Source organism: Angustibacter aerolatus (genome assembly GCF_054776675.1).
The window spans coordinates 1-26,585 of the sequence record NZ_BAAHBM010000036.1 but is presented as its reverse complement, the minus strand read 5'-3'; the positions used below and the strand labels follow the sequence as shown (position 1 = coordinate 26,585).

At 74.9% G+C, this 26,585-nt stretch carries 24 protein-coding genes and 1 other RNA gene; 6 read left to right on the top strand and 19 right to left on the bottom strand.

Annotated elements, in window-relative coordinates; translation table 11 throughout:
- Positions 1-9 precede the first annotated feature (9 nt).
- A complete protein-coding gene (locus ACYVI6_RS10305) occupies positions 10-444 on the bottom strand; it encodes a hypothetical protein (RefSeq protein WP_460446287.1) in 435 nt (144 codons plus the stop codon).
- A gap of 146 nt (positions 445-590) precedes the next feature.
- On the opposite strand from ACYVI6_RS10305, the gene ACYVI6_RS10300 reads away from it, so the two are divergent.
- Positions 591-923 (top strand): hypothetical protein, encoded by a 333-nt coding sequence (locus ACYVI6_RS10300; RefSeq protein ID WP_460446286.1) that lies wholly within the window; start codon positions 591-593, stop codon positions 921-923.
- A gap of 50 nt (positions 924-973) precedes the next feature.
- Here the strand turns inward: ACYVI6_RS10300 and ssrA are convergent.
- The 4 genes from ssrA to ACYVI6_RS10280 all read right to left on the bottom strand — a co-directional run bounded on the left by ssrA (position 974) and on the right by ACYVI6_RS10280 (position 5,345).
- Positions 974-1,341, bottom strand: a transfer-messenger RNA (tmRNA) gene (ssrA, locus tag ACYVI6_RS10295).
- A gap of 53 nt (positions 1,342-1,394) precedes the next feature.
- Positions 1,395-4,358, bottom strand: a complete 2,964-nt coding sequence (locus tag ACYVI6_RS10290) for a hypothetical protein (protein ID WP_460446285.1) — start codon at positions 4,356-4,358, stop codon at positions 1,395-1,397.
- 109 nt (positions 4,359-4,467) lie between these two features.
- Positions 4,468-4,932 carry a PPOX class F420-dependent oxidoreductase gene (locus tag ACYVI6_RS10285; RefSeq protein WP_284287935.1) on the bottom strand — a complete coding sequence of 155 codons (465 nt, stop codon included), beginning with the start codon at positions 4,930-4,932 and terminating at the stop codon, positions 4,468-4,470.
- Between the two features lie 11 nt (positions 4,933-4,943).
- Positions 4,944-5,345 carry a winged helix-turn-helix transcriptional regulator gene (locus tag ACYVI6_RS10280; protein ID WP_460446284.1) on the bottom strand — a complete coding sequence of 134 codons (402 nt, stop codon included), beginning with the start codon at positions 5,343-5,345 and terminating at the stop codon, positions 4,944-4,946.
- 134 nt (positions 5,346-5,479) lie between these two features.
- On the opposite strand from ACYVI6_RS10280, the gene ACYVI6_RS10275 reads away from it, so the two are divergent.
- Positions 5,480-8,860 (top strand): pyruvate carboxylase, encoded by a 3,381-nt coding sequence (locus ACYVI6_RS10275; protein ID WP_460446283.1) that lies wholly within the window; start codon positions 5,480-5,482, stop codon positions 8,858-8,860.
- Between the two features lie 16 nt (positions 8,861-8,876).
- Here ACYVI6_RS10275 and ACYVI6_RS10270 read toward each other — a convergent pair whose 3' ends face one another.
- The 13 genes from ACYVI6_RS10270 to ACYVI6_RS10210 form a co-directional block, all read right to left on the bottom strand.
- A complete protein-coding gene (locus tag ACYVI6_RS10270) occupies positions 8,877-9,683 on the bottom strand; it encodes a hypothetical protein (RefSeq protein ID WP_284287939.1) in 807 nt (268 codons plus the stop codon).
- Positions 9,684-9,729: 46 nt separating this feature from the next.
- Positions 9,730-10,200 carry an SsrA-binding protein SmpB gene (gene smpB, locus ACYVI6_RS10265; RefSeq protein ID WP_460446282.1) on the bottom strand — a complete coding sequence of 157 codons (471 nt, stop codon included), beginning with the start codon at positions 10,198-10,200 and terminating at the stop codon, positions 9,730-9,732.
- Positions 10,201-10,281: 81 nt separating this feature from the next.
- Positions 10,282-11,619 carry a peptidoglycan DD-metalloendopeptidase family protein gene (locus ACYVI6_RS10260; protein WP_460446281.1) on the bottom strand — a complete coding sequence of 446 codons (1,338 nt, stop codon included), beginning with the start codon at positions 11,617-11,619 and terminating at the stop codon, positions 10,282-10,284.
- Between the two features lie 74 nt (positions 11,620-11,693).
- A complete protein-coding gene (ftsX, locus tag ACYVI6_RS10255) occupies positions 11,694-12,602 on the bottom strand; it encodes a permease-like cell division protein FtsX (RefSeq protein ID WP_460446280.1) in 909 nt (302 codons plus the stop codon).
- A gap of 31 nt (positions 12,603-12,633) precedes the next feature.
- Positions 12,634-13,323 (bottom strand): cell division ATP-binding protein FtsE, encoded by a 690-nt coding sequence (gene ftsE, locus ACYVI6_RS10250; RefSeq protein ID WP_460446279.1) that lies wholly within the window; start codon positions 13,321-13,323, stop codon positions 12,634-12,636.
- A 246-nt stretch (positions 13,324-13,569) separates the two neighbouring features.
- The gene (prfB, locus tag ACYVI6_RS10245; RefSeq protein WP_460446278.1) at positions 13,570-14,676 is read right to left on the bottom strand and encodes a peptide chain release factor 2; all 1,107 of its coding nucleotides are present in this window, start codon (positions 14,674-14,676) and stop codon (positions 13,570-13,572) included.
- A 203-nt stretch (positions 14,677-14,879) separates the two neighbouring features.
- On the bottom strand, positions 14,880-15,440 hold the full coding sequence (locus ACYVI6_RS10240) for a pilus assembly protein TadG-related protein (protein WP_460446277.1): 561 nt from the start codon (positions 15,438-15,440) through the stop codon (positions 14,880-14,882).
- Complete coding sequence (locus tag ACYVI6_RS10235) at positions 15,437-15,946, bottom strand: TadE/TadG family type IV pilus assembly protein (protein WP_460446276.1); 510 nt, start codon at positions 15,944-15,946, stop codon at positions 15,437-15,439. The genes ACYVI6_RS10240 and ACYVI6_RS10235 overlap by 4 nt, the downstream gene beginning before the upstream one ends.
- 53 nt (positions 15,947-15,999) lie before the next feature.
- Positions 16,000-16,392: a TadE family protein gene (locus ACYVI6_RS10230; protein WP_460446275.1), complete on the bottom strand. Its 393-nt coding sequence runs from the start codon at positions 16,390-16,392 to the stop codon at positions 16,000-16,002.
- Positions 16,385-16,564, bottom strand: coding sequence for a hypothetical protein (locus ACYVI6_RS10225; RefSeq protein ID WP_284287949.1), 180 nt, complete (start codon positions 16,562-16,564; stop codon positions 16,385-16,387). The genes ACYVI6_RS10230 and ACYVI6_RS10225 overlap by 8 nt, the downstream gene beginning before the upstream one ends.
- A 99-nt stretch (positions 16,565-16,663) precedes the next feature.
- Positions 16,664-17,596, bottom strand: a complete 933-nt coding sequence (locus ACYVI6_RS10220; protein ID WP_460446274.1) for a type II secretion system F family protein — start codon at positions 17,594-17,596, stop codon at positions 16,664-16,666.
- Positions 17,593-18,456 carry a type II secretion system F family protein gene (locus ACYVI6_RS10215; protein ID WP_460446273.1) on the bottom strand — a complete coding sequence of 288 codons (864 nt, stop codon included), beginning with the start codon at positions 18,454-18,456 and terminating at the stop codon, positions 17,593-17,595. Before ACYVI6_RS10215 ends, ACYVI6_RS10220 begins: the two co-directional genes overlap by 4 nt.
- The gene (locus ACYVI6_RS10210) at positions 18,453-19,697 is read right to left on the bottom strand and encodes a CpaF family protein (RefSeq protein WP_460446272.1); all 1,245 of its coding nucleotides are present in this window, start codon (positions 19,695-19,697) and stop codon (positions 18,453-18,455) included. The genes ACYVI6_RS10215 and ACYVI6_RS10210 overlap by 4 nt, the downstream gene beginning before the upstream one ends.
- Before the next feature lie 184 nt (positions 19,698-19,881).
- Here ACYVI6_RS10210 and ACYVI6_RS10205 point away from each other — a divergent pair, with 184 nt between their 5' ends.
- From ACYVI6_RS10205 to ACYVI6_RS10190, 4 genes are all read left to right on the top strand, one after another.
- A complete protein-coding gene (locus ACYVI6_RS10205) occupies positions 19,882-24,084 on the top strand; it encodes an FtsK/SpoIIIE domain-containing protein (protein WP_460446271.1) in 4,203 nt (1,400 codons plus the stop codon).
- A gap of 134 nt (positions 24,085-24,218) precedes the next feature.
- Positions 24,219-24,725, top strand: a complete 507-nt coding sequence (locus tag ACYVI6_RS10200) for a GNAT family N-acetyltransferase (RefSeq protein ID WP_460446270.1) — start codon at positions 24,219-24,221, stop codon at positions 24,723-24,725.
- A gap of 163 nt (positions 24,726-24,888) precedes the next feature.
- Positions 24,889-25,314 carry an ATP-binding protein gene (locus ACYVI6_RS10195; RefSeq protein ID WP_460446269.1) on the top strand — a complete coding sequence of 142 codons (426 nt, stop codon included), beginning with the start codon at positions 24,889-24,891 and terminating at the stop codon, positions 25,312-25,314.
- On the top strand, positions 25,311-26,087 hold the full coding sequence (locus ACYVI6_RS10190) for a SigB/SigF/SigG family RNA polymerase sigma factor (RefSeq protein ID WP_460446268.1): 777 nt from the start codon (positions 25,311-25,313) through the stop codon (positions 26,085-26,087). Before ACYVI6_RS10195 ends, ACYVI6_RS10190 begins: the two co-directional genes overlap by 4 nt.
- Before the next feature lie 26 nt (positions 26,088-26,113).
- On the opposite strand, the gene ACYVI6_RS10185 is transcribed toward ACYVI6_RS10190, so the two are convergent.
- Positions 26,114-26,554: a hypothetical protein gene (locus tag ACYVI6_RS10185; protein ID WP_460446267.1), complete on the bottom strand. Its 441-nt coding sequence runs from the start codon at positions 26,552-26,554 to the stop codon at positions 26,114-26,116.
- Positions 26,555-26,585 lie beyond the last annotated feature (31 nt).

The following is a 26,585-nucleotide window of genomic DNA, read 5'->3' as shown; positions in this document are numbered from 1 at the left end:
GAGCACCGCTCAGGCGACGGCGGCGCGGAACAGCTCGGTGACCCGCTGCTCGACGGCGTCGCTCCACCGGGCGATCGCGAAGCCCACGCCCCACAGGTCGCCGTCGTCGAGGTGCGCCGGGTCCTGGAACTCCAGGGTGCAGTAGCGCTGGCCGAACTTGCCGGCGTTCTTGAAGGCGACGACGACCTTGCCGTCGGCGTTCGCGTAGGCGGGCATGCCGTACCAGGTCTTCGCCGCGAGCTCGGGCGCGGCAGTGCTGGCGACGACGTGCACGCGCTCGGCGATCGCGCGGTCGGCGTCGTCCATCGCGGCGATCGCGTCGAGCGCGGCCTGCAGCAGGTCGGCGGCCTTCGCGCCCTTGCGCCCCTCGGCGCGCAGCTCGTCGGCGCGCGCCCGCATCGCCTTCCGCTCGGCGTCCGAGAAGCCGGTCTGCTCGACGGTCATGGGTGCTCCTCCGCGAGTTGGCCGGGCCGCTGCCCCGCCTGCGGATCAGACCCTACGAGGGGCGGGGCGCGCGCCGCTTCTCCGATCCTGCTCGACCGCGCGCAACCCGGTTGCCGGTTGCCGAGACCGGGTGCCAGCCTCGACGGGTGCCCGGGACCAGCGAACCGCCGTTCACCGCCGAGTTCCTCGCCGCCGCGGACGCCGTCGCCCGCGACCGGCCGGAGGTCGACCTGGAGATGGCCCGCGAGGTCTTCCTCGAGGCCGCGACGCTGCTGCACGACGGCCTGGTGCTCGACGACCTCGACGGGCACGACGCCCGCTCGGTCGTCGACGGGCTGTGCCTCGACCTGGTCGCGCCCGACCCCGGTGCCGCGATCCGGGCCCGGGCCGAGGCGGTGCGCGCCGAGCCCGGCGACCTGCACGACGCCGAGGAGGTGTGGGCGGCGTACCTGACCGCTGCGCAGACGTTCCAGCTGTGAGGGACGACGAAGGGCCCGGCCAGGTGGCCGGGCCCTTCGCTCAGGGGGTGGTGTGGAGGTGGCGGGAATCGAACCCGCGTCCGCTGTCGCAGAACCAGGACTTCTCCGGGTGCAGTCTGCTGATGATTTTCTCGGCCCCAGCGATCACGCAGACGAGTCGCTGACGGGCCCAGCCGCGAAAGAGTCCCCCTGACGCCCGCGGCAGACGTCAGGAGCAGTGGCTTCCTGGTCGACGCCAGGACCTGAGCCGGAAGCTAGCTCAGGCTGACGGACTTCGAGACTCGCTCAGGCGGCGAGGGCGAAGTCGGTGCGCTTGGAATCGGCACCTATTGGTTTGCACGGATCGTTCGAGAGATGACCGTGCGTCCTCTACCCGCTTCTCCTGGGAAAACGGCCAACGTCGAGACCGTTCACCCCCCTGTTGAGTTGTGACGCACCCACTGTAGCGCCGGCGTCCAGCCGGTTCTTCCCCTACGACGTCGTGACCGTGAACGAGGTCGACGTGCCCGCCGCCCCGCGGTCGTCGTCGGCGGTGACGACGCGGTAGGTCCGCACGCCCGCGGTCTGCCCGGCGAGCGCCAGCTTCAGCGCACCGGCGTCGGACGTCGTGCCCTCGGCGACGTCGGTCCAGACCCCGCCGACCAGCTGCTGCAGGGTGACCGCGAGCGCCCGGGGTGCCGAGACCGTCACGCTGACCGGCTGCGCCACGCCGACCCGGGCCGTGCGGGCCGCCGAGCCGGTGACGCGGGTGGTCACCTGCTGCGCCACGCCGGTCGAGTCGGTGGCCTCGTACCCGACCTGCGCGACGCGCGCGACGACCTCGCCGTCCTCCTTCGGGGCGACCGAGCCCTTCCAGGTGCCGGCGGTCGTGGTCGTCGCGGTGCCGAGCGGCACCTCCGCGCCGGTCGTCGCGACGAGCAGCAGCTGCACCTTCACGCCCGGCGCCGGGGTGGTGGCGCCGGCGTAGGTGCGGGTGACCGTGCCGCTGACCGGCACGGCGGTGCCCGCCAGCCGGGTGCCGCTCACGGCGGTCAGCGTGACGGCGGGCTGCCAGGTGCCGACGGTCAGCTCACCGAGGTCCTCGGTGGCCGCGGGCTGGCCGGAGACGCCGAGGTACACGGCCTGCAGCTGCCCGGACACCTTCGGCGCGGCGGCGACCCGCCAGGCGCCGAGCAGGGTGGTGCGGCCGGAGCCGAGCAGCACCGGCGCGCCGGACGCCGGCACCACCTTCAGCTGCACCGTGGCACCGGGGACGGGGCGCTCGTCGGTGCCCGCGACCCGTCGCATCGTGCCGGTCGCGACGACGGCGCCGCCGTACCCGACCGAGAGGGTGTCGGCCGCCCCGGACAGCGCGGTCGAGGGCAGCGCGACGTCGAGGTCGCCGGCCACGGCGTAGGTCGCCGGCCAGCCCGGCCCGGCGGGCAGGGTGGCGCGCAGCATCCCGGACGCCGTGGGACGCACCGCGAGCGACCAGCTGCCGTCGTCGCCGGTGCGCACGGTGCCGAGCGTCACGGTGCGCCCGCCCGCGACGACCTCCTGCACCTGCACGGCGGCGTTCGCGATCGACACGTCGTCCCCGCCCAGGGTGCGGGTGAGGGTGCCGCTCACGGTGACCGGGTCGCCGTAGTAGGACTCGTCCGCGCCGGACTCGGCGGCCAGCGCGGGCGTGCAGGCGGCGGCCGTGACCGCGGCCGACGTCGCGGTGCCCGCCGCGAACCGGCCGACCGCGGCGGTCGAGGCGCCGGCGGTGACCGGCGCGGAGGTGGTCAGGCTGCCGCGGGCGACGCCGGTCAGCCCGGTCGCGGCCGAGCTGGTCGACACCGCGCCGGCGGCCGTCGTGCGCCGGAAGGTCACCTTGAGCCCGAGCACCGGCTGCTCGGTCGCCGTGTCGGTGACCTGTCCCAGCAGGGGTGCGGGGACGCCGGTGCAGACGCCCTCGTCCGTGCCCGACTGCCCGGCCAGGTGCGCCTCGACGGTCACCGGGCGCAGCGCGCCGGTGGTCGTCAGGGCGAGCGGGCTGCTCACGACCTTGGTGGCGCCGGTGCTGTCGACCAGCGTGGCCGTCAGCGTGGTGCCCTTGGTGAGCGACACCGGGCAGGTCACGTCGGTCTGCACCTCGGACGGCGAGCCGAGCAGGCACGCCGTGTTCGCGGCCTTCCACGTCACCGAGGTGAGCGTGCGGCCCGGGGGCAGCACCGGCGTCACCTGCGCCTGGGTCGCCAGACCCGGCACCGCCGGGTTGTTGACCTGCACGATCGCCCCGAGCTTCGTCGGGGTGCCGGCCGTGCCGCCGCCGGCGCCGTCGCCGCCGCCGAGCAGGAACCGCGAGCTGGCGACGTTCCAGTGGGTGTCGAGCCACGACCCGGGGTCGGGGTACGTCGAGTAGTAGTCGTCGTTGTCGCAGTCCAGCAGGTACTCGAGGTTCGGCGCGCAGACCTGCTGCATCGCCTTGCCGCCGCCGTCGGCGTAGCACATGGTGTCGGACTCGTCGTAGCAGTGGCCGGCGCTGGTGGCGTGCGGTGCACCGCCCATGACCGAGCCCAGGGTGTGCGCGAGCTCGTGCGCCTCGACCGAGTGCTGCGTGCCGCCGTTGCCGTAGCCCCAGCAGCCGTTGTCGATGCGGGCCCACTGCGGCGCGGCGCCGTTGTTCGAGTTGCTCTGCGCCTTGGTGTCGGAGAGGTAGACCAGGCCGATGCCGCACAGCCGGTTCGCGTCGGTCCACATGAGGTACTTGCGCGACGGGTCGTCGTACCCCTGCGCCTGCACCGCCGCGATGGTGTGGTTGAAGTCCACGTTCGAGCCGGCCGGCACCGTCACGTTCAGCACCTTCGCGACGCAGGTGCCGCCGCTGGGCTCGGTGACGTACCGCAGGTGCCGGACGCCGCCGGTCAGCGCGGCCGACCGGTTGAAGACGTCGTCCACGCCGGCGGCCCAGCGCTGGAGGCTGGGCTTCAGGTCGGCGTACCGGTTCGCGACGCCCGCCTCGACGACGTACATCGCCTGCACCCGGTAGCCGCTCGCCCCGTCGCCGTCGCAGGGCACGGCGGGGTCGCCCGCGTCGGCCACGGAGCCGGCGACACCGGCCTGCTGCGCCGCGCGCACGGCCTGCGGACCGGCACCCACCCGGGCCTGCAGCACGGAGGTCGGCACCTTGACGCGGACGTCGACGCCCTTCGGCGCGGTGTCGAGGTGGCCGCAGCCGACGAGGTCGCTGCCGGCCACGTCGACGCGCCAGCGGTGCGTGCCGCAGTGCACGACGTCCGACGACATGCCGGCGTAGACCAGACCACGCGCCGGGTCGTCCGGCGGCAGGGGCCGGTCGCCGAGGACGGCGAAGGCGGCCGCCGTCGCGAAGACCGCGGCCAGGGCCAGCAGCAGCACGACGCGCCGGGTGCGCGATGGCGCCTCCGGGGTCGCTGCAGGTACGTCGAGCATCCGTGCTCCTCTGCCGGCACGTCCTGTGCCGCTCGGGAGGGGATGTCGTCAGCCCGGGCGCCCCGGGTGAGCCGTGCGCCGCGAGACGACCCGGACGGCCCAGCGCCGGTCAGTCGGCCAGCCGCGCCGGGAACCCGCCGGTGGCCACCGGGCCCCAGCGCGTGGGCGTGATGCGCAGCAGCGACTTGCCCTGCGCGGTCATCGCGGAGCGGTACTCGTCCCAGTCGGGGTGCTCGCCGCTGATCGCCCGGTAGTAGTCGACGAGCGGCTCGAGCGCCTCGGGCAGGTCGAGCACCTCGCACTCGCCGTCGACCTGCACCCACGCGTCGCCGAAGTCGTCGCTGAGCACCAGCACGCTGACGGCGGGGTCGCGCCGCGCGTTCGCCGTCTTCGCGCGCTCGGGGTAGGTCGAGACGACGAGCCGGCCCTGCGCGTCGACGCCGCCGGTCACCGGCGACACCTGCGGGCGGCCGTCGGCGCGCGTCGTCACGAGCACGAACCGGTGCCGCGGGCGCACGAACTCCAGCAGCCCCTCGAGGTCGAGCCGGGTGGTGGTCGCGATGGTCCGGGCCATGGCCGGCGACCCTACGCCTGCGCGGCGGCCAGGGCCCGCTCGTCGTAGGCGGCCCGGTTGGCGGCGACGTCCGCGATGTTGTGCTCGGCCCAGTGCCGCACCGCCTCCAGCGGCGCCTCGAGGCTGCGGCCGAGCGGCGTCAGCTCGTAGACGACCTTGGGCGGCACCTGGGCGAACACCTCGCGGGTGAGCAGCCCGTCGCGCTCGAGCGCCCGCAGCGTCTGGGTGAGCACCTTCGGCGCGACGCCGCCGACCCGGGCGCGCAGGGCGCTGAACCGCATCGGGCCGTCGGCCAGCGCGACCACGACGAGCACCGTCCACTTGTCGCCGATCCGGTCGAGGACGGCGCGCGTCGGGCAGTCCGGGTCGAAGGCGTCGCCGGGGCCGTCGAACACGCCGCGCAGGGTCTCCACCGCGCCAGTACAGCACGATCGGCACCCTGGTCACCGCTGGTTCCTGACGTCCGTCTCACGTGCCGGGACCGCCGTCCCGCACCGCGGGCTGCCACTAGGCTGCCGGTCGTTCGCCGACGCCGGAGGTCTGCCCCGTGTTCCACAAGGTCCTGGTCGCCAACCGAGGCGAGATCGCCGTCCGCGCCTTCCGGGCCGCGACCGAGCTGGGCGCCGCCACGGTCGCCGTCTTCCCCTACGAGGACCGGCGCAGCGAGCACCGGCTCAAGGCCGACGAGGCCTACAGCATCGGCGAGCAGGGCCACCCGGTGCGGGCCTACCTCGACCCGGCCGAGATCGTGCGGGTGGCCCGCGAGTCGGGCGCGGACGCCGTCTACCCCGGCTACGGCTTCCTGTCGGAGAACCCCGACCTCGCCGAGGCGTGCGCCGCGGCCGGCATCACCTTCGTCGGCCCGCCCGCCGACGTCCTGCACCTGACCGGCAACAAGGCCCGGGCCATCGCCGCCGCCCGCGAGGCCGGCCTGCCCACGCTCGAGAGCGCTCCCCCGTCGACCGACGTCGACGCCCTGGTCGAAGCAGCCGACCGCATCGGCTTCCCGGTGTTCGTCAAGGCGGTCGCCGGTGGCGGCGGGCGCGGCATGCGGCGGGTCGAGCGCCCCGAGCAGCTGCGCGAGTCGATCGAGGCCGCGATGCGCGAGGCCGAGAGCGCGTTCGGCGACGCCACGGTGTTCCTCGAGCAGGCCGTCGTCTCGCCGCGGCACATCGAGGTGCAGGTGCTCGCCGACGGCCAGGGCGCCGTCATGCACCTGTTCGAGCGCGACTGCTCGGTGCAGCGCCGCCACCAGAAGGTCGTCGAGATCGCCCCCGCGCCGTTCCTCGACCCCGAGGTGCGCCGCAGCATGTGCGAGCACGCCGTCGCCTTCGCCCGGCACATCGGGTACGTGAACGCCGGCACCGTCGAGTTCCTGCTCGCCCCCGACGGCCGCTACGTCTTCATCGAGATGAACCCGCGCATCCAGGTCGAGCACACGGTGACCGAGGAGATCACCGACGTCGACCTCGTGCAGTCGCAGCTGCGGATCGCGTCGGGCGAGTCGCTCGCCGACCTGGGTCTGTCGCAGGAGACCGTGCGCGTGAACGGCGCCGCCCTGCAGTGCCGCATCACCACCGAGGACCCGGCGAACGGGTTCCGCCCCGACACCGGCACCATCACCACCTACCGCTCTGCGGGCGGCGCCGGCGTCCGGCTCGACGGCGGCACGGTGTTCGTGGGTGCCGAGATCAACGCGCACTTCGACTCCATGCTGGTGAAGCTCACCTGCCGCGGCCGCGACTTCGCGACGGCGGTGCGCCGGGCCCGCCGCGCGCTGGCCGAGTTCCGCATCCGCGGCGTCTCCACGAACATCCCGTTCCTGCAGTCGCTCATCGAGCAGCCCGACTTCCAGGCCGGCCGGCTCTCGACGTCGTTCATCGACGAGCGCCCGCAGCTGCTCGCCGCCCGGGTCGGCGCCGACCGCGGCACCAAGCTGCTCAACTACCTGGCGCACGTCACGGTCAACCAGCCGCACGGGCGATCCAGCGGTCTGGGCGACCCGTCGCTCAAGCTGCCGCGGATCGACCACGATGCTCCGGTGCCGCCCGGCTCGCGCGACCTGCTGCAGCAGCTCGGCCCCGAGCAGTTCGCCCGCCGGCTGCGCGCCCAGACCGCCGTGGCCGTCACCGACACGACGTTCCGCGACGCGCACCAGTCGCTGCTCGCCACCCGCGTGCGCACCCGCGACCTGCTCGCCGCCGCCGGTCCCGTCGCCCGCCTCACCCCGCAGCTGTGGAGCGTCGAGGCCTGGGGCGGTGCGACGTACGACGTGGCGCTGCGGTTCCTCGGCGAGGACCCGTGGGAGCGGCTCGCCGCGCTGCGCCAGGCGCTGCCGAACCTCTGCATCCAGATGCTGCTGCGCGGCCGCAACACCGTGGGCTACACGCCGTACCCGGCCGAGGTCACCGACGCGTTCGTGCACGAGGCGGCGCGCACCGGCATCGACGTGTTCCGGGTGTTCGACGCGCTGAACGACGTCGAGCAGATGCGCCCGGCCATCGACGCGGTCCGCGCCACCGGCACCGCCGTCGCCGAGGTCGCGCTCTGCTACACCGGCAACCTCAGCGACCCGCGCGAGACGCTCTACACGCTCGACTACTACCTGCGCCTCGCCGAGCGCATCGTCGACGCCGGCGCGCACGTGCTGGCGGTCAAGGACATGGCCGGCCTGCTGCGCGCCCCCGCCGCCCGCACGCTGGTCACCGCGCTGCGCGAGCGCTTCGACCTGCCGGTGCACCTGCACACGCACGACACCGCCGGCGGGCAGCTCGCGACGCTGCTCGCGGCGGTCGACGCCGGGGTCGACGCCGTCGACGCCGCGAGCGCCGCGATGGCCGGCACCACCAGCCAGCCGCCGCTGTCGTCGCTGGTCGCCGCGCTCGACGACACCCCGCGCGCCACCGGGCTGGACCTGCGCGCGGTGAACGACCTCGAGCCGTACTGGGAGGCCGTGCGCCGGCTGTACGCGCCGTTCGAGTCCGGCCTCGCGGCGCCGACCGGCCGGGTCTACACGCACGAGATCCCCGGCGGGCAGCTGTCGAACCTGCGCCAGCAGGCCATCGCGCTCGGCCTCGGCGAGCGCTTCGAGGCGGTCGAGGACACCTACGCCGCCGCCAACCGGATCCTCGGCAACGTGGTGAAGGTGACGCCATCGAGCAAGGTGGTCGGCGACCTGGCGCTCGCGCTGGTCGGCCGCGGCGCCGACCCGGCCGACTTCGAGGCCAACCCGCAGGCCTACGACATCCCGGACTCGGTGATCGGCTTCCTGCAGGGCGAGCTCGGCGACCCGCCCGGCGGCTGGCCCGAGCCGTTCCGCACCAAGGCCCTCGAGGGCCGCGGCCGGTCGCGCCCGCAGGTCGAGGAGCTGTCGCAGGACGACCGCACGGCGCTGGCCACCGACCCGCGGCACACCCTGAACCGGCTGCTGTTCCCCGGCCCGACCCGCGAGTTCGAGGCCACCCGCGAGACCTTCAGCGACCTGTCGGTGCTGCCCACCGCGCAGTACCTGCACGGGCTGCGCAGCGGCGAGGAGGTCGAGATCGAGATCGACCCGGGCAAGCGGCTGCTGGTCGGCGTGCAGTCGGTGAGCGAGGTCGATGAACGCGGCCTGCGCACGGTGATGTGCACGCTGAACGGTCAGCTGCGCCCCGTCGTCACGGTCGACGAGTCGGCGGACGTCGACGTCCGGGCCGCCGAGAAGGCCGACCCGTCGCGGGCCGGGCACGTCGCCGCGCCGTTCGCCGGCGTGGTGTCGCTGGCGGTGGCCGAGGGCGACGCGGTCGAGGCCGGCGCGACCGTCGCGACGATCGAGGCGATGAAGATGGAGGCCGCGATCACCACGTCGATCGCCGGCACGGTGCGGCGGGTCGCGATCGGCGGCCAGCAGCAGGTCGAGGGCGGCGACCTGCTCGTCGTCGTCGAGTAGACCGCGAGCAGCGCGGCTAGCGGCGGTCGTCCGGGTCGCGTCGGTCGACGGGCACCCGGGCGACGTGGTGGTGCGGGCGCGGCCAGTGCTCGAAGCGGCCGCCGACGAGGGTGACGAACGTGTGCCGGGCCCGGTCCCAGCGCCGGCTGCGCTCCTCGGCCCGCTCGAGGGTGGCGGCGTCGTAGCGGCGCCGCGCCCAGGGGCTGTCGGGGCGGGCCAGACGCACCGCGCCGACCAGACCCACCACCCACACCGGCACGCTGAGGATCGCCATCCAGATCTTGCCCTTCAGGGCGGTGACCACGGTGAGCACCAGGTTCAGCGCGACCAGCCCGACGGCGAACCAGCGGCCGAGCGCGCCGTCCGGCCGGGTCTGCGCTGCGCCGGTGAAGCCGAACGGCGCGGCCCCGACGACCAGCATGGCGGTGAGCACCACGCCGACGAGCACGGCGTCGACCGACGTCCGACCCTCGCGCTGCCAGTAGACGTCGCGCAGGTGCAGCAGCAGTGCGAACTCGTCGAGCACCAGGCCGACCCCGACCCCGAAGCCGAGCGCCAGCCAGTCGCGCGCGGCGGACGCCTGCGCCACGAACGACGCGGCGCCGCAGACCAGCATGAGCACCACGCCGACCAGCAGGTGGTGCACGTGCACGCCGCCGACGTGCACGTTGCCCGGCCAGAACCGGGCCCGGGCGCGGATCAGCCGGGTGCTGGCCCGGATCACGACGAAGCCGCCGACCAGACCGGCGAGCAGCAGCAGCACGGGCTGCTTGCCGGGGTCGACGATCTGCTGCTGGTAGAGGTCGTGCAGCCAGTCGGTCATCGCCACCGCGTCGGTCGCGCGGGCTCGCGCGGGGTCATCAGCGGTCCTAGCGGTGCTCGCGGTGCGACATGGCGCGCGCCGCTTCGCGGGAGTCCTGCTGCTCGCGCAGGCTCTGCCGCTTGTCGTAGTCGCGCTTGCCGCGGGCGACCGCGATCTCGACCTTCACCCGGCCGTCGAGGAAGTACAGCGACAGCGGCACGATCGTCTTGCCGCGCTCGCGGGTGGCCTCGGCGATCTCGGCGATCTGCTCCTTGTGCAGCAGCATCTTGCGCTTGCGTCGCGGCTCGTGGTTCGTCCACGTGCCCTGCGCGTACTCGGGGATGTGCACGTGCTCGAGCCACGCCTCGCCGTCGGTGACGCTGCCGAAGCCCTCGTTCAGCGTGACCCGGCCGGCGCGCAGCGACTTCACCTCGGTGCCGACCAGCACCAGGCCCGCCTCGTAGACGTCCTCGACGACGTAGTCGTGACGCGCCTTGCGGTTGTTCGCCACCAGCTTGCGCCCGGTCTGCTTCACCACGTCGCCTCACCACCCCTCGCCTCGTCGGGCGCCGTCCGCGCCGGTGGTCGACTCTACCCGGCGGCCCCGACGGGGGCCGACCTAGATCCAGCGTCGGGGGTTGACCGGCGTCCCGTTCTCGTAGGTCTCGAAGTGCAGGTGGCAGCCGGTCGAGCTGCCCGTCGTGCCCGAGTAGCCGATGAGCTGGCCGCGACTGACGTGCCCGCCGTGCACCACGATGCGCGAGAGGTGGTTGTAGGTGGTGGCCAGGCCGACGCCGCGCTCGATGCCGTGGCTCACCACGATGCGGTTGCCGTAGCCGCCGCCCCACCCGGCGCTCACGATGCTGCCGGACGCCGCCGCGTGCACGGGGGTGCCGCACCCGACCGCGAAGTCCATGCCGGCGTGCAGGCGCCAGTAGTGCAGGATCGGGTGGAAGCGCCGGCCGAACTCCGACGAGATCCAGCCGCCGCTCACCGGTCGCGACAGGTACCCGCCGACCGAACCGCCGCCCGAGCTCGAGCTCGACGAACCTCCGCCGGACGAGCTGGGGGCCTTCGACGAGGCCCGCTCGCGCTTCGCCTTCGCGGCGGCGGCCCGGCGGGCGGCCGCGGCGATCTCCGCCAGCCGGTGCTCGAGCTGGCGCTGCTGCGCCTCCAGGCCGGCGAGACGCTGCCGCTCGGCGGCCTTCTTCGACTCGATCGTGCTGACGTCGCGCTGCTGCGAGGCGACGAGGTCCTGCACGGCGGCCTGGGCGGCAGCGGCCTCGGCCTGCGCCCGCCGCGCCGTCTCGACGTTCGCCTCCGCCTCGGCCTTCAGCGCCGCGACCTGCTGCCGGACGGCGGTGAGCCGGGTCCGCTTCGCCGTGGTCTCGGCGCGGGCGACGTCGAGGTCGGCGAGCGTGCGGCCCTGGATGCGCATCGCCTGGTCGACCAGCTCGACGCGGTTGGCGAACTCGTCGGCGCTCTGGGCCGACATGGCGACGCTCAGCTCGCCGAAGCCGCCGCTCTGGTACGCCTGCCGGGCGAGGCCGCCGAGCGCGTCGTGGGTGTCGTCGGTCGAGCGCGCGGTGGCGGCCAGGTCGTCCTCGGCCTTCGCGACAGCGGCCTTCGCCACCGCGAGCCGCCCGCCGATCTCGCGGTCGCGGGCCGCGGCGTCCGCCACCGCCTGGTTCGCGCGACCGAGCCGGGCGCGCGCCGCGGGCAGCTGCGCCTGCGTCGACTGCAGCCGCTCGTAGGCCTGGCGCAGGTCGGCCGCGGTGTCCTCGAGGTCGTCGCGGGCGTCGTCCACCCGGCGGTCGACCTGCTTCTTGCGGTCGGCGACGCCGGCCTGCGCGGGGGCCGCGGTCAGGGTGCCGGCGACGAGCACGGCCGACAGCGCGGTGGTGACGGCGACGGCAGCGCGCCGCCGAACGGATCGCGTCGGTCGGGGCAGGCGCATGCTGCGGTGGCTCCTCGGGATGCGACGTCGGATCGCCACATTGGTACCACAGGTCCCACCCGTCACCGGGGAGGCTAGACCCGCAGGTACCGCCGCATCGTGACGGCCGAGGCGATCACCGCGACGAGGATGCCGGCGAGCGCCAGCAGGGGCACCACCTGCCACACGTCGCCGGTGCCGATGAACCGGAAGAACAGCAGCTTCGGCGCCAGCCAGTCGGTGATGCCGAACTTCACCACCGCCAGCAGGCCGGCCGTCGCCAGCGCCGTGCCGAGCAGCGTCGCGATGATCGCCTCCAGCACGAACGGCAGCTGGATCACCCAGCTCGAGGCGCCGACCAGCCGCATGATGCCGATCTCCCGGCGTCTGCTGAACGCCGACAACCGGACCGTGGTCGCGACCAGCAGCACCGCCGAGACCCCCATGGCGATGGCGAACCCGCCGGCGGCCCAGGTCAGCTTGCCGAGCGCGTTGAACAGGTTCTCCAGCAGCTTGCGCTGGTCGAGCACGTTGTCGACCCCCGGCGCGCCCTGGAACGCGCTGGCGACGACGGCGTACTTCTGCGGGTCGGACAGCTTCACCCGGAAGCTCTCGGGCATCTGGTCGGGCGTCACGCTGTCGGCGATGACCGAGTCCTTGAACTGGTCCTTGAACCGCGTGTACGCCTCCTGCTTCGACTCGAAGTAGACGGTCTGCACGAGGGGGCGCAGCGAGTTGAGCTGCTGCTGCAGCTCGTCCTTCTGCGCCTGGGTGGCCTCGCCGGCGGCGCAGTTGGCCTCGTCGGAGTTCTGCGGGCACAGGAAGATCGAGACCTCGACCTTGTCGTACCAGTAGTCCTTCATGGTGTCGACCTGCGCCCGCGAGAGCAGGCCGAAGCCCATGAAGAACAGCGAGACCATCGCCACCAGCACGACCGACACGGTCATCGACAGGTTGCGGCGCAACCCGTTGAGCATGTCGCCGAGGACGAACTGCAGTCGCATGTGCCTGGGGTTCCCTGTCGTCGCTCGGTGGTCAGCGCTGCGAGCCGTAGACGCCGCGGGCCTGGTCGCGCACCACGCGCCCGTCCTCCAGCTCGACGACGCGCTTGCGCATCTGGTCGACGATCTCGTCGTCGTGGGTGGCCATGAGGATGGTGGTGCCGGTGCGGTTGATCCGGTCGAGCAGCCGCATGATGCCGATGCTCGTCGTCGGGTCGAGGTTGCCGGTGGGCTCGTCGGCCAGCAGGATCGACGGCCGGTTCACGAAGGCCCGCGCGATCGCGACGCGCTGCTGCTCGCCACCCGACAGCTCGTGCGGCAGCCGGTCGCCCTTGCCCTCCAGGCCGACGAGCTCGAGCGTCTCGGGCACCACCTGGGCGATGGTGTGCCGCGGCTTGCCGATCACCTGCAGCGCGAACGCGACGTTCTGCGTGACGGTCTTGTTCGGCAGCAGCCGGAAGTCCTGGAACACCGCGCCGATCTGCCGCCGCAGCTGCGGCACCTTCCAGCTCGACAGCTTCGCGACGTCGCGGCCGGCGACGTGCACGGTGCCGGAGGTCGCCTTCTCCTCCTTGAGCACCAGCCGCAGCATCGTCGACTTGCCCGAGCCGGAGGCGCCGACCACGAACACGAACTCGCCGCGCGCGACGTCGACGCTCACCTGGTCGAGCGCCGGGCGCTGGCCGCGGGCGTAGAGCTTCGACACGTTCTCGAGCGTGATCATCGCTGCGGTGGGCCTCGCGGAGTCGGTGGTCGGTGCCGGGCGGTTCGCAGGCTCTGCGAGGCCGGGTCGCGGCGTGCGCGGGCACCGGGCGGCCGTCGGCCACCGCGCCCGATGCTACGGCGCGAACCTGGCCGGACGGCGCAGGGACGGTCACCCGGCGTTGCGCGGGGCTCACGCGGCGCGGTCGGGCCGGCTCGTCGTCCGGCTCGTCCGGCTCGTCGTCCGGCTCGTGACGAGCCGGTCAGCTCACTCGGCGCGCTCGGCCGTGCGCTTCCAGCGGATGCCGGCCTCGAGGAAGCCGTCGATGTCGCCGTCGAAGACGCCGGTGGTGTTGCCGACCTCGTGGTCGGTGCGCAGGTCCTTCACCATCTGGTACGGGTGCAGCACGTAGGAGCGCATCTGGTTGCCCCAGCTCGAGCCCTCGCCCTTGAGCGCGTCCATCGCGGCGCGCTCCTCGGCCTTGCGCACCTGCAGCAGCCGCGACTGCAGCACCTTCAGCGCGGCCGCGCGGTTCTGGATCTGCGACTTCTCGTTCTGCATCGACACGACGATGCCGGTCGGGATGTGCGTCATGCGCACCGCGGAGTCGGTGGTGTTGACGCTCTGCCCACCCGGCCCCGACGAGCGGAACACGTCGACCTTGATCTCGCTCTCGGGGATGTCGACGTGGTCGGTCGACTCGGTGACCGGCAGCACCTCCACCCCGGCGAAGCTCGTCTGCCGGCGTCCCTGGTTGTCGAACGGGCTGATCCGCACCAGGCGGTGCGTGCCCTGCTCGACCTGCAGCGTGCCGTAGGCGTAGGGCACGTGGACGGCGAAGGTCGCCGACTTCAGCCCGGCCTCCTCGGCGTACGAGGTGTCCATGACCTCGGTCGGGTAGCTGTGCCGCTCGGCCCAGCGCAGGTACATGCGCATGAGCATCTCGGCGAAGTCGGCGGCGTCGACGCCCCCGGCCTCGGCGCGGATGGTGACGAGCGCCTCGCGCTGGTCGAGCTCGCCGTTCAGCAGCGTGCGCACCTCCAGCTCGCCGACGGCCTTCCGCAGCGACGTCAGCTCGGTCTCGGCCTCGGCGAGGGTGTCGGCGTCGGCCTCCTCCTCGCCCATCTGCACCAGCACCTCGAGGTCGTCGACCCGGGACGCCACGGAGTCGATGCGCGCGAGCTCGGCGTTCAGGTGGCTCAGCCTGCTGGTGACCTGCTGCGCCGCGTCCGGGTCGTCCCACAGGTCGGGCGCCGCAGACTGCTGCTCGAGGTCGGCGATGTCAGCGCGCAGCTTGTCGAGGTCGCTCACCTGCTGGATGGACTCGACCGTGCTGCGCAGCTCTCGGATCTCGGCTTGGAAGTCGACGGCCACGATCGGCCAGCCTACGGCAGCCCGCCCCGACGACGTGACGACGGCGTGACGACGCGTGCAGCGCCGTCCGCCCGGCCGACCCGGGCGCCCACCGCGGACCCTCGTCCGGGCGCACGGGCGGTCGAGGTCGGTGCGAGTGCCGAGGGTCGGTGCCAGCGGTGGCTGCCGGGTGGGTGCCGGGTGGGTGCCGGGTGGGTGCCGGGTCAGGGGCTGACGACGGCCCGTGCGGTCGAGCGCACCGTGACGACGACGCCGTCGCGCCACCCGGCCACGACCGACCCGCCGATCGGCAGTCGCACCCGTCCGCGCAGCACGACGACCGCGCTGTCGCCGTCGGCGCCCGTGCCGACCGCGACCGCGACCGCGTCGAGCCGGGTCGACGGCGGGAGGTCGGCGAGGCCCGCGCGCGCCTGGCGCCGCACGCCGTCGCCGGTGAGGGGCAGCGTCCCGTCGACGGTGATGCCGCCCTCCCCCGTCATCACGGCGTCCGCCGCGTCGAGGGCCAGGCCGTCCGCGACGTCCAGCAGCTGCGTCCGTGCGAGGTGCACCGCCGTCGCGTCGACCACGACCGTGATCAGGGCGAGCGCGATGAGCAGGTAGACCAGCACGAGCAGGGTCACCTGCCCCGCGTCGGCCGGCGGCTCGACGTCCAGCGGCTCGGCGCCCGACGGCCCGGCGCCCGACGGCCCGGCGCCCAGCGACTCCATCACCAGCGGTTCGGTGACCTCGTCCCGCCTGGCACGACCCGTCGACGCCGCCGTCACGGTGTTCCGCCCGCAGGCCCGTCGGCTGCCGCCCTGTCGGCTGCCGGTCCCGCGAGCCCGCCCACCGCGCGATAGCGGTCGACGGTGGCGACGTGCACGGCTGCGACCTGCACCCGCGTCGGCACCACCCGGTCGAGCAGCCGCGGGACACCCGGCAGCACGACCTCGACGGTCGCCCGGAAGTCGATGCGCGCAGCCGGCCGCAGGCAGGGCGACGCGGCGCAGCTCCACGTCAGCGAGAGCTCCCTGGCGTCGAAGCCCTGGTCGGCGGCGGCCAGCGCCGCAGCCGCCTGGGCCCGCGCCGAGGCGTCGTCCGCGCGGTCGGCCGTCACGTACGCGCGGCCGCCCTCCGACGCAGCGCCCTGTGCGGCGAAGGTCGCCGCCTGCACCCGTCCGAGCGTCACGCAGACGTACACCAGCGGCACGAGCAGCAGCACGGCCAGCGCGGCGAACTCGACGACGGCGCTCCCCGCGTCGCGCGGGCGCGAGCGGTCTGGCGACACCACCGCGTCGCCTCCGACTGCATCACCGGTCGCGACGCCCCGCCGGCCAGGCCCCGTCACTGCGCCTCCGCGAACGCGTGACCGCGCACGGTCAGCTGCCCCGTCGGGCCGAGCAGCCCCACCAGAGGCAGCGGTGCCGTGACCTCCACCTCGACGACGCGGACGCCAGCCCGCTCGACGGCCGACGCCCGCACCCGGTCGTCGAGCCGCCCCTCGTACCAGGGGGTCAGCTCGTCCGACACGAGCGAACGGGTCCGGTCCACCGCATCGGCCGGCGACCGGTCCGCGCGGGCGCCGTAGCGCGCACCCTCTGCGGCGCAGTCGATCAGCGTCGCGCGCACGTGCAGCACGAGGGTGAGCTGGACGAGCCCTGTGAACAGCAGGGTGACCAGCGCGCCGACGAGGGCGAAGTCGACGACGGCGGCCCCGGCGTCCGGGGCGTCAGCCACCGACGGCGCCCTGCACGGCGTCGCGGAACAGGTTGGTCAGCATCGGGCCGGCGACGGCCCACAGCGCCGCCACGAGACCGGCCGTCATGATGGTGACGAGCACCCAGCCGGGGACGTCGCCCCGGTCGGCGGGCTCGGCCGGGTCGGCGCCGATCAGGCGCAGCCGCGCCACCCCGAGGGTCCGACGAATGCGCTCCGTACAACGATGTGTCATGACACTCTTCCTGTCGTGGCGGTCGCGCCAGGGCGCGGGACATCGGTGGGCACGCGCTCAGGTGCCGAGCCGGAGGAAGGCGAACCCCGGGTAGACCGCGAACAGCACGGTCACGGGGAGCACGACGAAGACGACCGGCACCATCATCGCGATCTCCTTGCGGCCGGCCGTCTCCATCAGCTCGCGCTGACGGGCCTCGCGGACGTCGGCGGCCTGGGCCCGCAGCACGTCGGCGAGCGGTGTGCCGCGCTCGATGGCGACGACCATGCCGTCGACGAAGCGGCGCACGACCGACAGCCCCGTGCGATCGCTCAGGCCCTGCAGGGCCGTGTCGATCCGGGCACCTGCGCGCCCGTCGGCCAGCACGAGACCGAGCTCGGTGGCGAGCTCGCCGCGCACCAGACGGGTGACCCGCTCGACCGCTGCCACCGGCCCTTCTCCGGCACCGACGGCGAGCGCCAGCATCTCGGCGACGACCGGGAACTCCCCGAGCAGGCGGCGCTGACGCTGCCGCACCTGGCGGGCGAGCTGCCAGTCGCGGGCGAGGGCCCCGGCCGCACCGGCCACCAGGACCAGCACGACGAGGGCGAGCGGTGCGCTGTCGCGCCGCCAGCGCAGCAGCACGCACGCCGCGACGCCCACCACCAGGCCGGCCGCCGCCCACAGCACCTGCTCGAGCCGGTAGGCGTCGACGTCCGCCGCTCGACCGGCGTGGCGCAGCCGGGACGACAGCACGCGCTCGCTGCCGAGCACCCGGTGCAGGACGCGCGCCAGGTCGCGCCCGACCGGTTCGAGGAGCGCGCCGAGCCCGGCCCGCGTCGGTGACCCGTCGCGACCCAGCAGACGGCTCGGTCGCACCAGGTCGCGCACGTAGGGGTCCACCCGTGACGCGAGGGAGGTGCCGCGGGACACCGGCAGCCCGTGCAGCACGAGGGCCAGGCCCAGACCGCCGACGAGTCCGAGGACGCCGCCGACCAGCCCGGGGCTCACACCAGCACCCGCTGCTCGTCCGGCAACCGCCCGATGCGCAGCATCGCCCGGTAGGCGGCGGTCGTCAGCGCGGCACCGGTCACCAGCACCAGCGCACCGGACGGACGCGCGTACGCGCTGACCGCCTCGGGGCGGGTCGAGAGGAGCAGCAGCACGACCCACGGTGCGGCGACGGCGAGCCGGGCGGCGTTCACGGTCCAGCTCTGCCGGGCCTCCAGCTCGGACCTGGTCGCGGCCTCGTCGCGCAGGAACTCGGCGAGGGTGCGCAGCAGGCGTCCGAGGTCGGTGCCGCCCACCTCGCGCGCGATGCGCAGCGCCTCCACGATGCGGTCGGCGACCGGATCGGCCAGACGGTCCTTTAACGCGTCGAGGGCGGTGTCGAAGCGTCCGCTCGCGCGGTAGTCGCGGGCGAACGCGGCGAAGGCCGGACGCAGCGGCAGCGGACCGCGCAGGGCCAGCTGGCTCAGGGCCTCGGGCAGCGACAGGCCAGCTCGAGCGGCCGAGACCAGGTCGTCGACGGCTTCCGGCCACAGGCCGCGCACGGCGGCGCGGGCTCGTCTGGCCCGGGCCCTGATCCAGAGCACCGGCGCGGCGGACGCCCCGGCCCCCAGGCAGACGGCGATCGCCGGCACACCGGTCGCCGCCAGCGCGAGCAGCCCCGTCACGACACCGACGACGAGCGACGCCGTCGTCACGGCGCCCGGGCCCACCCCGCTGACCCCGGCCTGCACGAGGTCGTCCGCGAGCCGACGTCGACGCGGCGCCCGTCCAGCGCGACCACCGGGCGACCGGGGCCAGGTCGACGTCCAGAGCAGGAGCAGTCCGCACCCCAGCGCCAGCCCCAGCAGCGCGCCCCTCACGCGACACCCCGGACCGGCTGGTCCGCGTCGAGCAACCTCGCGAGGTCGACGCCGATCCTGCGGAACCGCTCGGGGTGCGGCGGGAACCCCGTGCTGCGCTCGAGCCGACCGTCGCGCAGCCCGAAGACCTCGGCGGTCTCGAGCACGTCACCCTCGACCCGACCGGGCACGGCGACGATCTCCTGCACGCGGCGGCGACCCTCCGGGTCCTGCGCGAGGTGCACGACGAGGTCGACGCACGACGCCACGGTCGGCAGCACGAAGGAGGAGGTCACGTTCTCGCCGGCGAGCAGCGGCAGCGTGCACAGCTTGGTCAGGGCCTCGCGCGCGCTGCCGGCGTGGATGGTGCACATGCCGGGCAGGCCGCTGCTCAGCGCGAGCAGCAGGTCGAGCGACTCCTCCTGCCGCACCTCGCCGACCACGATGCGCGAGGGACGCATGCGAAGGGACTCCTTGACCAGACGCCGCAGCCCGATCTCGCCGGTGCCCTCGAGGCTCGCCTGCCGGCACTGCAGCGACACCACGTCGCGGCCGGGCAGCTGCAGCTCGAAGACCTCCTCGCACGTGATGACCCGCTCGTGGGGGTCGATCGCGCCGCCGAGGCAGTTCAGCAGGGTGGTCTTGCCCGCCTGGGTGCCGCCTGCGACCAGGACGTTCAGGCCGGCCCGCACCGCCGCGTGCAGGAACGCCGCGGCGTGCGAGGTCATCGTGCCCAGACGGACCAGGTCGTCCAGGTGGGAGGCGCGCACCACGAACTTGCGGATGTTCACGGCCCAGCTGTCGCGGGTGACGTCCGGGATCACCACGTGCAGCCGCGAACCGTCAGGCAGTCGCGCGTCGACGAAGGGCGAGCTGAGGTCGATGCGCCGCCCGGACGACCGCAGCATCCGCTCGACCAGGTCGCGGACGACGTCGTGCGTGAGGATCGTCGTGGTCAGCTCGGAGCGCCCGTGGCGCGCGGCGAAGACCTTGCCCGGCTCGTTGACCCAGATCTCCTCGACCTCGGGGTCGTCGAGCAGCGGCTGCAGCGGGCCGAGACCGGCGACCGCGTCGAGCACCTGGCGCGCCGCGGCCCGGTCGTCCTCGAGCCGCGGCAGCCCGCCGGCGAGGGCGCGGTCGGTGTAGTCGCCGATCACCTCCTCGACGAGGACCGCCACCGCAGGGCGCTCGCGCAACGGGTCGACACCGCTGCGGCGCACCAGCTCACGCACCTCGTGCTCGATGACCTCGACCGCCTGCACCCGCCCCCACCGCCCCTGCTCGCTCGTCGTGACGGCCCGAGATTATGGTCCGACAAGTGACAGCGTCCAGTTCGCTCGCCGGCCTGTGGACGAGGCCGCGACCGGGACCGTCCACAGGACGCCGGTGTCGGTGCCCTGTGGACGACCGATGAGGCAACCCTGGGTGTGCTGCAACCATCTGCGGGTGATCGATCTCCAGGTGACCGTCGTCGACGCGAGCTCGGGCCGACGAGCGCAGCTGCAGGTGCGCGGGCCGGTCGGGCTCGCCGTCGGCGCGTGCCGCGCCGCGCTGCTCGCGGCCGTCGGGTCGCAGCCGGGGTCCGTGCTCTCGATGGACGGTGTCGGTGTCGCGGACGACGACCGCTTCGACGACGTGGTGCTGCACGGGTCGCTCCTCGTCGCCGGGCACGCCGTGGAACGGACCGCGCGACCTGCGCCGCTGCTCGAGCTGCACGTGGTCGGCGGGCCCGACGCCGGGGCCACCCACCCGCTCGGTCCTGGTCGTCACCTGGTCGGCAGGAGCCAGGACGCGTCGATCCCCCTGCGCGACCCGGAGGTCTCGCGCCGCCACTGCATCCTGTCGGTCGACGCGGGCCGGGTGCAGGTGCTCGACGAGCGAGCCAGCAACGGCACCGAGGTGGACGGCGGCCGGCTGCACGAGCCGCGAGCGCTCCGACCGGGAGAGCGACTCCGAGCCGGTTCGTCGACCCTCGTGCTGCGCGTGCGCGGGGGTCGACCGTCGCCCACCCGGCCGGACGGCACGGGCCGCCTCCTGCTGTCGCGGTCGGCACGATCGCTGCCGCCCCCCGCGCCCGGACCGGTGCGGCGTCCGCAGCGGCCGGTGCCGCGGACACCCGCACGTGTCCCCTGGCTGGCGGCGGGCATCCCCCTGCTGGCCGGCGTCCCGGTCGCGGCGTTCCTGCACCAGCCGACCTTCCTGCTGTTCAGCCTGCTCGGACCCCTCGGCCTGCTCGGCTCGGTGCTGTCCGACCGGCTCGGCATCCGCCGGGAGCACGCCGCGGCCCTGGTCGCCTGGGGAGCGGAGGACCGCAGGGCCCGGGAGCAGCTGCAGCGGCTGCTCGAGCTCGACCTCGCACGACGCCGGGCCCGACTGCCCGACCCCGCCGCCGTGCTCGGCGCGGCCCGGTCCCGGACCGACGAGCTGTGGCCCCGCACGCGAGACGACGCAGACGGGCTCGCACTCTCCCCGGGTTGCGGGCGCGTGCCCTCCGCCGTCCGGCTCGAGCAGGTCGCCGACCCGCTGCGCCAGAGCTCGACCGACGCCGCAGCGGTCGCCTGGCACGACGACGCACCGGACGAGGTGGTGCTCGGCGAGACCGGGCACCTGGCGGTGTGCGGGGCACCGGACCAGCGCGACCCGTTGGGCAGGTGGCTGCTGGCGCAGGTGGCCGCCGGGCACTCGCCGCGTGACGTGCACCTGCGGGTGCTCGGCGACGAGGCGAGCTGGGGCTGGACGGGTCTGCTGCCGCACACCCTCCCGTCGGAGGTCGAGCCGCTCGACGACCTCCTCGCGGCCAGGTGGGCGCGGGCCGACCACACCGAGCGCACGCGGTGGCCGCGGCACGTCGTGGCGGTCGTCGACGGTGACCCGGACGACCCGGCGCTGGCTGCGGCGCTGCGCGACGGCCCGCGCCTGGGGGTGCACGTGCTCTGGCTGGCCACGGACCCGCACCGGGTGCCGCAGGCCTGCACCACGCGGCTGGTGGTCGAGCAGGGCGCCGTCACCCGGCTCGCCACGGACGGGAGCCGCCGCAGGCTGCGCGTCGACGGGGTCAGCCCCCGGTGGGCGTGGCGGTTCGCCCGCGCGATGGCACCGCTGCGCGACGCGTCACCGCCGGACGGCGCCGAGGCCGTGCCGCACCGGGTGTCGCTCACCGATCTGCTCGGACCCGGCGCGGCCGGCGCCGCGGCGATCGCCACCACCTGGGCGGCCGCACCGCGCAGCACGCGCGCCCCGCTCGGCGTGGACGGCGACGGGGTCGTCACGATCGATCTCGTCCGCGACGGTCCGCACGCGCTCGTGGCCGGCACGACCGGGGCGGGCAAGTCCGAGCTGCTGCAGTCGCTGGTGGTGTCGCTGGCCGCCCGCAACCGTCCCGACGAGCTGACGTTCGTGCTCGTCGACTACAAGGGCGGTTCCACCTTCGACGCCGTCGCGGGCCTGCCGCACGTGGTCGGCGTCGTGACGGACCTGGACGACCAGCTGACCCGGCGGGCGCTGACCTCGCTGCGCGCCGAGCTGGCCCGGCGCGAGCGCCTGCTGCTCGGGGCCGGCGCGCGGGACCTCGAGGCCTACCAGCGCCGGACGGACGGGGACGACGGGGCCGAGCGCCTGCCCCGCCTCGTGCTGGTGGTCGACGAGTTCCGGGCGCTGGCCCAGGAGCTGCCGCAGTTCGTCGAGGGGGTCGTGCGTCTGGCCGCGGTCGGGCGCTCGCTGGGCATCCACGTGGTGCTCGCCACGCAGCGACCTGCCGGGGTCGTCACCCCCGACATCCGCGCCAACACGAACCTCCGCATCGCGCTGCGGGTTCGCGACCGGGCCGACTCCGACGACGTGCTCGACGCGCCGGACGCCGCCCACCTGCCGGCCGACCACCCGGGCCGCGCCGTGTGGCGGTCCGCCGACGGGGTGCTGCGCACGATGCAGGTCGCGCGCGCCGGGGCACCCGGGCGGACGTCGCAGGTGCCGGTCAGCGTCACCCCGGTCGGCGCTGCCGACCCGGTCGAGCGAACCGAGCGGGACGAGCGGGCCGTGCGGGGGGCGGGGCCGTACGAGGCGCCGCTGCGCGCGCTGGCGCACGCGCTCGGTGAGGCGAGCGCACGCAGCGGCTGCGCGGCGCCCGCGTCGCCGTGGCTGCCGCCGCTGCCCGATCGCTGGCGACCTCCGCCGACTCAGCCATCCGACGGCGGCGTCGCCCTCGGGCTGCTGGACCAGCCGGAGCAGCAGCTGCAGCCGGTGCTGTGGTGGTCGCCGTCGGACGACGGTCACCTGGGCGTCGTCGGTGCAGCTCGATCGGGGCGGACGACGGCGCTGACGAGCGCGGTCGTGGCCGCGTGCCGGTCGCTGCCTCCCGAACGGCTGCACGTGCACCTGCTCGATGCCGCGGGCGGCGGGCTGACCGCCCTGGCAGGGCTCCCGCACGTCGGCACCGCGCTGCGGACCGACCGGCCTGCCCTGACGGCGCGGCTCGTGCGCCGGTTGTCCGAGGAGCTGCGCCGGGTCGACGCGTCGGAGACGGCAGCGGGCGGGCAGGTGGTGACCCTCCTGGTCGTGGACGGCTGGGAGTCGGCCGTGCAGGCGCTCGAGGCCGTCGACCACGGACGGCCCGTCGACGACCTGATCGCGCTGGCCCGCGACGGCGCGGCCCACGGCCTGCGGCTGCTCGTCGCGGGTGGGCGCGGCCTGCTGCTGTCGCGGGTTGCCAACCTGCTCGACCAGCGGCTGCTGCTGCGCCCGGCCGACCCGAGCGACCTGCTGCTCGCCGGCGTGCCGGACGACCTGTTGTCCGGCAACCAGCCGGCAGGGCGCGCGGTGGCGGCCGTCGACGGCACGCTGGTCCAGCTGGCCGCCCCGCCGGACGACCTGCCGCACGAGGTGCAGGCCGTCGCCGCGGCGTGGGCGCACGCGTCGGCTGGCAGCCGCCCGCGCCGTCGCGTCGAGGTGCGCCCGCTCCCCCGTCGGGTCGAGCTGGCGCAGGTGCTCACGGCGCGGTCCGCCGACACCTCGTGGGTCCCCGTCGGCCTGGGTGGTGACGACGGCCACCCGGTCGGCCTCGACCTGGCGGCTGGAACGACCGCACTGGTCTGCGGACCGCGAGGCAGCGGCCGCAGCAGCTGCCTGCGCACCGTCGCCGCGGCGGCTGCCGCCCGGGGCCGCGAGGTGGTGCTGGTCGGCGAGGCGCCCGACCACGACGCACCCGGCCTCGACGACGGCGTGCAGCGCCTGCCCGCCACCGAGGTGGACGCCGGGACGCTCCAGGCGCTCGGTGCGCGGCTGCACGACCCGCGGACGCTGCTGCTCGTCGACGACCTCGACCAGCTCGACGAGACGCCGCTGGGGCGGTGGCTCGAGACGGTGCTGCGGGCGCGGCAGCCCGTGCAGCTGGTGGCGTCGACCACCACGTCGCACGCAGCGCACGCCTTCCGGGGTGCCGTCGCGACGCTGCGGGCGGCACGGACCGGCGTGCTGCTGCAGCCGGCGGGGCCGGCGGACGGCGAGGCCCTCGGCGTGACGCTGCCACCGTGCGACGACGATGCCCCGGGGCGCGGGCTCCTCGTCACGCGCGGGGCCGTCGTACCGGTGCAGGTCGCGATCCCCGAGCCCGCCCGCGCGCTCGCCGCGGCCGCACCAGCGGCCCGGCCATGACGAGCCCGGAGCGCGGCCCGCACCCGCGCGCTCGCCCGCGCCGACGCGTGCGGCGTCCGGGTGGGGCGCGCGGCTGCCTACGCTGGGCGCGGTCACCAGCCGGCACCGCGCAGCACCGACGACGAAGAGGTTCGATGAGCCCCACCCAGCAGATCCGTCCCGCGGTCCCAGCGGACGTGCCCCGGCTGCTCGAGCTCGTGCAGGAGCTCGCGGAGTACGAGCGCGAGCCCGACGCGGTGCAGACGACGGAGCAGGACCTGCTCGAGCACCTGTTCCCGGCCGACCCCGCGCAGGCCCGGGTGCACGCGCTGGTGGCGGAGGTCGACGACGGCAGCGGCCCCAGGGTCGAGGGCATGGCGATCTGGTACGTCACGTTCTCGACCTGGGTCGGTCGGCACGGGCTCTGGCTCGAGGACCTCTACGTGACCCCGGACCGGCGCGGCAGCGGGCTCGGCAAGGCGCTGCTGCAGGAGCTGGCCCGCATCGCGGTCGAGCGCGGCTACGGGCGGGTCGAGTGGTGGGTGCTCGACTGGAACGAGCCGTCCATCGCGTTCTACCGCCGGCTGGGGGCCGTCGCCCAGGACGAGTGGACGACGTTCCGGCTCGACGGCGACGCCCTGTCTGCCCTGGGCACCCGCTGACCTGACGCCGCACGTCCGGGCCCCGGCGGCGCCGGGTCGGTGCCACTCGCAGATGGCATCCACATCCGACACCCGCAACGGGTGCACGGTGGGGCCGCGGCAGGGGACGATGGGCTGACGCCGCGACGGGCCGCACCGGGCCCAGCAGGGAGGGCACGCCAGCATGTCGGTCTCGGTCAGCAGCCGTCCCCTGCCCGCCCTGGACGTCGTGACGCTCGACGTCCCGGCCGATCCGGCCTACGTCGCGGTGGTGCGCACGGCCGCCGCCGGGCTCGCGGCCCGAGCGGACCTCACCCTCGACCGCATCGAGGACCTGCGCATCGCCGTCGACGAGGCCTGCGCGATGCTGCTCGGCCGCCGGCTGCGCGGCGGCGACCGCGACATCCACTGCGTCTTCACCCTCGAGGAGACGTCGCTGACGGTCGAGCTCACCGGCCCCGACGTGCAGCTGCCCGACGCGTCCGCGTTCGCCTGGGCGGTGCTGGAGGCGCTCGTCGACTCGCTCGGCTCGGGCTCCGACGTCACCGAGGGCGAACCGACCACCTGGGTGCGCCTGGCCGTGCGCGGCGGGACGGGCTCGTGGGGGTGAGCACCGTCCCGGCCCAGGACACCGGCCGCGACGCCCGCGCCCAGGCCGCGCACGACCTCGCGCGACTGGTCGCGCTGCCGACGGACCACCCCGAGCGCGCCGTGCTGCGCGACCGCGTCGTCGAGGCGCACCTGCCCCTCGTGCGCTACCTCGCGCAGCGCTACCGCGACCTCGGCGAGCCGCTCGACGACCTCGTGCAGGTCGGCACGATCGGGTTGATCAACGCCGTCGACCGGTTCGACCCCGAGCGCGGCGTCGAGCTGGCCGGGTACGCCGTGCCCACCATCCTCGGCGAGATCAAGCGGCACTTCCGCGACCGCGCCTGGGCCGTGCGGGTGCCCAGACGGCTGCAGGAGCTGCAGTCGCGGCTGGCGACCGTCCGCGCGGAGCTGACGCAGCAGCACGGGCGCGGACCGACCGTCGCCGAGCTGGCCACCGCCGTCGGCGTCAGCGAGGAGACCGTCCTGGAGGCCCTCGAGGCCCAGCGGGCGTACGCCGTGGTGCCGCTCGCCGAGCCCGGCGACCACACGGCGCCGGACGACGCCTACGCCGTCGAGGACGACGCGCTCGAGGACGTCGTCGACCGGGAGTCGCTGCGGCCGCTGCTGCGCGGTCTGCCCCCTCGCGAGAAGCGCATCCTGGTGCTGCGGTTCGCCCGCGGGCTGTCGCAGAGCCAGATCGCGCAGGAGCTCGGCATCTCGCAGATGCACGTCTCGCGGCTGCTGGCCCGCACCGTCGAGCAGCTGCGCCGCGGGCTCGCCGAGGCCACCTGACCTCAGGACCACGTCGGACGCGCGCCTCAGTCCGGCACGTCCTCCGGCGGACGGGGCGTCAGCACGACGACGAGCGCGGTCGCCACCGCGAAGGCGATCACCAGCACGGCCGCCAGCCGCTGGGGAGCGGCCCAGGCGTAGCAGCCGACGACGATCAGCACGAGCTGCCAGGTGACGGCGGGACCGCGGGCACCGACCCGGCCGGCGGCGAGCGCGCGCGCCACGAGCAGCAGGACCACGGTGACGAGCGCGAGCAGCGCGGCGAGCATGGCCGCGTTGCGCGCCACGACCGCCCGGCCGCCCAGCAGCTGCAGCAGGTAGATCACCGCGCCCGCCGCCGCCGGCAGCGCCTCGACCACGAGCAGCGCACCGGACAGCCGGCGCAGGCCCGGAGCAGGCGCCTCGGGCCGGTCGACCGCCGACCTCGGGACGGGCCGCGGGTCGCCGGGCTCGGACGCGTGCTGCACGCACCCACGGTACGGCCGACCCCTGCGCCCG

What these genes read in the sequence shown, in the direction of transcription:
- ACYVI6_RS10305 (WP_460446287.1), bottom strand. Translation starts at nt 444, where the DNA reads ATGACCGTCGAGCAGACCGGCTTCTCGGACGCCGAGCGGAAGGCGATG.
- ACYVI6_RS10290 (WP_460446285.1), bottom strand. Translation starts at nt 4,358, where the DNA reads ATGCTCGACGTACCTGCAGCGACCCCGGAGGCGCCATCGCGCACCCGG.
- ACYVI6_RS10285 (WP_284287935.1), bottom strand. Translation starts at nt 4,932, where the DNA reads ATGGCCCGGACCATCGCGACCACCACCCGGCTCGACCTCGAGGGGCTG.
- ACYVI6_RS10270 (WP_284287939.1), bottom strand. Translation starts at nt 9,683, where the DNA reads ATGACCGACTGGCTGCACGACCTCTACCAGCAGCAGATCGTCGACCCC.
- ACYVI6_RS10260 (WP_460446281.1), bottom strand. Translation starts at nt 11,619, where the DNA reads ATGCGCCTGCCCCGACCGACGCGATCCGTTCGGCGGCGCGCTGCCGTC.
- ftsX (WP_460446280.1), bottom strand. Translation starts at nt 12,602, where the DNA reads ATGCGACTGCAGTTCGTCCTCGGCGACATGCTCAACGGGTTGCGCCGC.
- ftsE (WP_460446279.1), bottom strand. Translation starts at nt 13,323, where the DNA reads ATGATCACGCTCGAGAACGTGTCGAAGCTCTACGCCCGCGGCCAGCGC.
- ACYVI6_RS10200 (WP_460446270.1), top strand. Translation starts at nt 24,219, where the DNA reads ATGAGCCCCACCCAGCAGATCCGTCCCGCGGTCCCAGCGGACGTGCCC.
- ACYVI6_RS10195 (WP_460446269.1), top strand. Translation starts at nt 24,889, where the DNA reads ATGTCGGTCTCGGTCAGCAGCCGTCCCCTGCCCGCCCTGGACGTCGTG.